Here is a 1300-nt window from a genome sequence, read left to right as displayed (position 1 = left end):
GTGCACGCGCGATAGTGATTTCGCATTTTGCATGGTGAGGCCGTTTTGAAAAAGCTGCAAGAAGTGCAAAACAGGTGCTTTTTGCCCGCCTGACCGCCAGACTTATGACATCGTAAAAAAGCGCTCATGTCAGTAATATAAACAGAGTGGCTGTTTGGTCGCTGAGTGGTGCCACCAAACATCATAATCATGTGCACACAGCACCGGTTTTTTGATCTGTTTTTGGATAAATAGAACGGACACAGCGCATTAGTATCGCTTTGCAAATTCCAAACATTTAAACACAAGTTGTGTTGCGGGTTTTGAGCTTCAAGCTGGTGCAGACCGGCCGCGCAAATTGGGAATTTGATTCCTTTTTTGTTTATGAATTTGAAATATTTTCGTAAATTCTTAGGATTAGTCTTATCAAAACCAATCAGCTCACGCTGGAAAAGTTTGAGAATAATGTTATAAATAACACAAAAATCGTCATTTACATTTTTTACATTGATCATGTAAAGCTTTATTCTGTAGGCAAGACTTCTAGTGGCTCCAACAGGTGAAAAAGTCATAAACTTGCCTATGGTGGGAGTAGAAATTTTGCTAATGTGAATTCTAAGAACATTGCTTGAAATGAAGAACCACTGAGATCGCCCTGTTCCAAGAGTTTCCAACTCATCCACTCGCCCTCTCAGCTCAAGAAGCTGATCATGAACTCTTCTTTCAACGTGCAATGACCCGCTCTGCTCACGAACGGGAAACTCAGTGCGAAAGTGAAATGCGTCTACTGAGACAGGCTCGTCGCCGCCCTCGCCACCAACTCCTCGTCCCATGGTGATGGAGAAGGACAGAGAATACTGAATGGCTCCTGCGCATGTGTGTGTGCGTATGTGTGTGTATGTGTGTGTGCACCATTCACCCACCTAATAAACGCGTGTAAAATATAACCCGCTCTGTTATTCGCTCCAGCATGTCCCCGTCTGAAACAATTGTCGGTTTGTGGCGGTTATGTCATTGGACAAATGGCGTGCTTACCTAGGCTAGTGTCCAAAGTATGTTGGAAGAAGAAATATGACAGAACGAAGATAGTTCCTTCAAATGCCGAGCTGGTAACTTGAAAACCGTCAGAAGATGGGGGGAGATGATTTTCATTCATGTGGTCAACCCATTTGGCCCGCGATTCGAAGCGATACGGGCAGTACTCGCACATATTAACTATGTTGCTTTCGTGAACCCGCCTCACATGTTTCTGCAGACCCCAGCTTCTAGTAAAGCTGGAGCCGCAGGTGTGACAAAGAAATCGCGGGCCACCGTGTTGACT

At 44.8% G+C, this 1300-nt stretch carries 2 protein-coding genes; one reads left to right on the top strand and one right to left on the bottom strand.

Annotated elements, in window-relative coordinates; all coding sequences use genetic code 11:
• A partial coding sequence (locus tag ACN0IC_RS15500) for a hypothetical protein (RefSeq protein ID WP_416879650.1) occupies positions 1 to 662 on the bottom strand: 662 nt, incomplete at its 3' end.
• Positions 663 to 1120: 458 nt separating this feature from the next.
• On the opposite strand from ACN0IC_RS15500, the gene ACN0IC_RS15495 reads away from it, so the two are divergent.
• Positions 1121 to 1300, top strand: a 180-nt coding sequence (locus ACN0IC_RS15495; protein ID WP_416879649.1) for a hypothetical protein, incomplete at its 3' end; no start/stop codon positions are given.

Origin of the sequence: Litorimonas sp. (assembly GCA_029936425.1) — a bacterium.
Classification (GTDB): Bacteria; Pseudomonadota; Alphaproteobacteria; order Caulobacterales; family Maricaulaceae; genus Litorimonas.
Note: the sequence above shows the minus strand (reverse complement) of the source record. Positions and strands in the feature narration are given on the sequence as shown.